General features: G+C 42.8%; 5 protein-coding genes and 1 pseudogene. All 6 read right to left on the reverse strand.

The genetic code is table 11. The features are described from left to right. Positions 1–410, reverse strand: a pseudogene (locus F6K37_RS32760) (hypothetical protein); the annotation flags it as partial. A gap of 81 nt (positions 411–491) precedes the next feature. Beyond that, complete coding sequence (locus F6K37_RS32765; protein WP_287254826.1) at positions 492–1,226, reverse strand: SDR family NAD(P)-dependent oxidoreductase; 735 nt, start codon at positions 1,224–1,226, stop codon at positions 492–494. Positions 1,227–1,237: 11 nt separating this feature from the next. Next, complete coding sequence (locus F6K37_RS32770; protein ID WP_287254828.1) at positions 1,238–2,170, reverse strand: phosphoglycerate dehydrogenase; 933 nt, start codon at positions 2,168–2,170, stop codon at positions 1,238–1,240. A gap of 3 nt (positions 2,171–2,173) precedes the next feature. Further along, entirely contained in the window at positions 2,174–2,878 is a 705-nt protein-coding gene (locus F6K37_RS32775) for an acylneuraminate cytidylyltransferase family protein (RefSeq protein WP_287254830.1), read from the reverse strand. Between the two features lie 41 nt (positions 2,879–2,919). Beyond that, positions 2,920–3,585: a cyclase family protein gene (locus F6K37_RS32780; RefSeq protein ID WP_287254832.1), complete on the reverse strand. Its 666-nt coding sequence runs from the start codon at positions 3,583–3,585 to the stop codon at positions 2,920–2,922. Then, positions 3,548–4,450, reverse strand: coding sequence for a glycosyltransferase family 2 protein (locus F6K37_RS32785; protein WP_287254834.1), 903 nt, complete (start codon positions 4,448–4,450; stop codon positions 3,548–3,550). The genes F6K37_RS32780 and F6K37_RS32785 overlap by 38 nt, the downstream gene beginning before the upstream one ends. Positions 4,451–4,554: the final 104 nt, after the last annotated feature.

A 4,554-nucleotide genomic window follows, 5' to 3' on the forward strand; every position in this document is an offset into this window, starting at 1 on the left:
TCTACCTGCTGTAAAAATTTTATAAATATGATCCTTTTTATATACCACATTTCAGCGGCTCTAGCTGATAAAAAAGATGGACATTTTAACTTTTCAAACTCTGTCGCGCTTTGCTCGACAACCAAATGGTTCACTGCAACATGATAGCTAATAGTTAAATTAACTTGATCAAATATTAAGTAAATTTTATTTAAGCCAAACGTATAATAATTGTTCAGTAATGATAAATCAATTTTATTAAGAGAAGGACCATTGCCAATAATAAAACAGTCCTCTTTTTTATGAAAATTTTTAAATTTTAAAAGGCGCTTAGACTCATGAAAATACCATTGAATGTACACTGGATCTGAGTAATTCTTAAGATACTCAACAATTGAATCTCTTGCTACTTTTAATTTTTTTTTAAGCATAATCAAGTCAGCCGTAAAAGGGCTAATTAGCTGGTTAACTAGTTTGGGCTTTAGATATGCGGATAAATCTTTATTGTTAACCTATATAGGATCGTGTAAACGTCCTCCAATGCCACCATCAACGCTTAACGTTGCACCGGTTATGAAACTTGCTTCAGGCAAAGATAGAAACAATGCCACTTTTGCTACTTCTGCTGGTTCTGCAATCCGTCCTAAAGGATGCATTTGAGACAAGTTCTCAAACTCTTCCTTCTTCCCTTCAAACCCAGCCATTAACATTGGTGTCGCTACTGCTGCTGGACAAATCGCGTTTACCCGGACTCTTTCCCTAAGATCCACTGCCATACTTTTGGTTAAACCCACCAAAGCTGCCTTACTGGTTGCATAACACACAAACCCAGGCTTGGTAAGGCTGGCGTGAATACTGGCAATATTTACTACTGACCCGACCGCTTGTTCCAACTCTGGCAGCAATGCCTGAGTTAACACAAAAGGAGCTACCAAATTAACATCTAGTGTCTGATGCCAATCTTCTACTGTGAGTTGGTTTGTGGGCTTGAGGATTTGCACTGCTGCATTGTTAATTAAGGTAGTCAAACCTCTGCTTTGCAAGTGCGATCGCACTTGCTCAACAATTTCTGAACAATAAGCTGGATCACTGCACATTTTCTGCAAATTGCCGACAATCATAACATCGCAGGATGCAGCCGCTGAAACTACATCAAGACCAATCACAAAGTGATTAGCTTCTTTAAAAACCTGGCACAAAGCTTGCCCAATGCCACCCGCAGCTCCAGTAATTAAAGCACTTTTCACGATCTCAATTCCTAGGCACATCCAAGAAAATCAAATAGCAAATGCATTGCTTGATAACTAGCACGACGCACAGCATCCACCGTATTAGAAGCATTATGGGAGCCAAAAATACACTGTTCAAATTGGCGTAGCGCAGAGGCTTCCGGTAATGGTTCCATTTCAAAAACATCTAAGGCTGCCGAATGCACCTGTCGTGAGGACAATGCCTCCACCAATGCTGCTTCATCAATCAATGGACCTCGGGCAACATTGATCACCCGCACCCCTGGCTTTGCCTTAGCTAATGTTTCTGAATTCAGCATATGACGATTTTCACTAGTTAACGCACAGGTCAGCACAATCAAGTCGGCTTCTTCCAAGCGTGCGGGCCAAGCAGCAGGTTGTACTGCTTCTAATCCCTCCACTGCTTGGAAATAAGGATCGTAAGCAATTACCCCCATGTCAGCTGCTAACAGCCGCTTCGCCGTATTGCGCCCAATATCCCCAAAACCAACTAAAGCAACCGTTTTATCCCCCAGAGAAATGCCTGCTGGTTTTAGCCATGTTCCTGCTCTAACGGCTCGGTCAATCATGAAAGTCTGTCGTGCTAGGGCAATTACATAGCCCATGGCAATATCGGCTACTTCCGCACCAAACATACGAGGGGTATTTGCTACTAAGATACCTAATTCATTCGCTGCTGTAAAGTCCACATTATCAACCCCAACACCCCACTTTACTGCTGCTTTTAGCTTCCCAGATTTCCCGTTCTGAAACACTTCGCGAGTGGCAGGATCGTCGCCAATAATCCAACCGTCATACTGAGGAATGAGGGACTTTAGTTCTTCCACGGATAGGGTTTGCACTACTGTAGGACAATCAACTTCAATGGCTTTTGCTGCAAACAGTGGTTTGAATTCATCCATCAAACCTAACATGGGTGGACAGGTAATTAATACTTTCATTGTTCATGCCGCTTGTACAACAGAAGAAGGATAGAGATACTGGGCAACTGCTTCAGCCATTTGCCAGTCCACTCGATCGTCAATATCAATCGACTCTAAGGGAGGAGTTTCAAACATCATAGGTTGCTTACCAATCCTAGCTTGGGTGGCAGCGAAGCTTAAAGGTGTAAAAATGTAGAGATTAGAATTTTCTTCGTACCAGGGTTCCAAGTCCTGAGTTCTAATTAGCTTATTGGGATTGTGGTTAATGGCAGAACCATCTTGACGGTAGAAGCGAGTTTGGAAGCGATTAACTGTAAATAGCGAATCAGCAGTTTCCGTAGCCCTAGCCTCCAGAAACTGCTGAAGTGCCTTGCGAATTGTTGTCCCACTGAGGAGGGGATTTGTAGTGTGGGTCATCAAGTAAATATCGGCAGCTTCATTTGCTATGTCATCTGCCAGAATCCGGTTCATGCTGACGAAATCACCACACAATTCTGGTTTGCGATCGCGAATCTGAACTCGATTTGAATCGACCAATCCGTGTTCTGCCAGAATAGACCGAGCATCTGTATTTATAATCACTTTTGAGACTTCGTTTAGCTCAATAAGTGCATTTAAAATCCACTTGAATAAAGGTTGACCGTTCAATGGCTTAAAATTTTTACCCTTGACTCGCTCGCTGTTAGCTTTCATTGGCAAGAGAGCAATAATTTTAAGATTTTTCATAAAAAATAACCTCTAAAAACTTTTTAGCAAAATGTAAATAGTTAATCAGATAATTTCCGTAAAACTACCCTAGCTGGAGCTCCTTCTACTCCCTTGAGTTTAATTGGTAAACATAACAACTCATACTTTCCAGTTGAAATATCCGTTAAATTCAAGCCTTCAATAATAACAACCTCGGATTTTAGCAGAATTTGATGAGTTTCCGGACCATCATAAAAACCTTGGACTGACAAATAATCCACCCCAATTAACCTAATTCCCCGTTCAACTACCCATTCAGCCGCATCTGCTGTGAGCGCCACAAAGTCCGGCTGAAATTCCCGCACTTGCGATCGCCACAGCCGAGAATTCCGCGTGTGCAAAAGCAAACGCTGTGTGTTGGCAGGTAGAGTTAACTGCTTTAATACCTCTGCGGTGATGACATCCACATCATCGGGCACAACTACAACGTAAACCTCTCCGATTAGAACATCCAGAGGTAGCTGTTCCACACTTTGTCCCCCTGGGATGAAATGCATTGGAGCATCAACGTGAGTCCCCGTATGTACACTAAAATGCAGTGTTGTATCGGTAGCAATATCACCATGTTCTAAATCGAGGCGACGCTGAAATTCAATTGCTGGGCTACCTGGCCAGGTGGGAAGGTATGGCGATACGGCTACTGAAATGTCAATATACTTGCTCAGAGGATTTTGCAGAGGAGCCATAGTCAATGAGTCGTCGATTGTCATAAGAAAAGCTGTTCTGGTAACGTGATAGGCTGCGTGGATAATAAAAGGTTTGTCGCAGGCGGTTGCTGACTAGTCCCCTTTGCGCAAAGCCTTGGTAGGTACCCCAGAATTGCATTAAGCGGAATATAGGAATTGATTGCAAATTTGGCTTGAAAACACCGTCATGGAATGCATGATAGTAGTCACTGACAACATTTGTGGTAAACAGGCGCAAAAAATCCCACAAATGGAAGTGTTCTTGGGGATAAATCTGTTTAAGAGCAATGGCTTCTCGTCGATAGCGGTTGTAAATGCGTTTGGGGGTTTCCTCATGAACATGAATAATTTCAGCTGCGGGAACGTAAGCAATGCGGTAGCCTAAGGGCATAATCCGTTTTGCCCAGTCCAAATCCTCTAAGCCTGTGAGGGTTTCGTCGTAGGGAACGTCTTCCCACAATGATCGCCGGATAGCAGCATTAGCATTGTTACAGAAAGGATAATCTTGATCCGTTACATGAACCGACTGATCGGGAAACCAACTAGCAAATATCTGGTGTTCTGAATACTTGGTTGTTTCGTTACCGCGTTGTTTTCCGTAGGTTAAAGCAATCTTAGGATCTTTAAAGGGAGCTAACAGCTTTTCAATCCAATCTTGGTAGATGGGATAAACGTGAGCACTGGCAATAACGATGAATTCCCCGGTGGCAACCTGACATCCAAGGTTAAGGGCTCGCCCAAAGGAAAACTCTTCCGGTTTGATGGATAATAGTTTGACGGGATAGCGGGATGCAATGGATGGAGTGGCATCAGTAGAACCTGAGTCAACAACAATGATTTCTACATCTTGTATTGTCTGCTGCATTCCGATTGTTATTATTAGGCGCTTCTTGGATAAAATCGGCTATGGCTTACAGTGTATTCGTTATCAGAGCCAAGGAAAAAAGCGGTTCAGAGTTTATCAGCTAG

This window comes from Moorena sp. SIO4E2, assembly GCF_010671945.1.
In the GTDB taxonomy this organism is placed as follows: Bacteria; Cyanobacteriota; Cyanobacteriia; order Cyanobacteriales; family Coleofasciculaceae; genus Moorena; species Moorena producens.

Coding starts and splice junctions, on each gene's coding strand:
- F6K37_RS32785 (WP_287254834.1), bottom strand. CDS start 4,450: ATGCAGCAGACAATACAAGATGTAGAAATCATTGTTGTTGACTCAGGT.
- F6K37_RS32780 (WP_287254832.1), bottom strand. CDS start 3,585: ATGGCTCCTCTGCAAAATCCTCTGAGCAAGTATATTGACATTTCAGTA.
- F6K37_RS32775 (WP_287254830.1), bottom strand. CDS start 2,878: ATGAAAAATCTTAAAATTATTGCTCTCTTGCCAATGAAAGCTAACAGC.
- F6K37_RS32770 (WP_287254828.1), bottom strand. CDS start 2,170: ATGAAAGTATTAATTACCTGTCCACCCATGTTAGGTTTGATGGATGAA.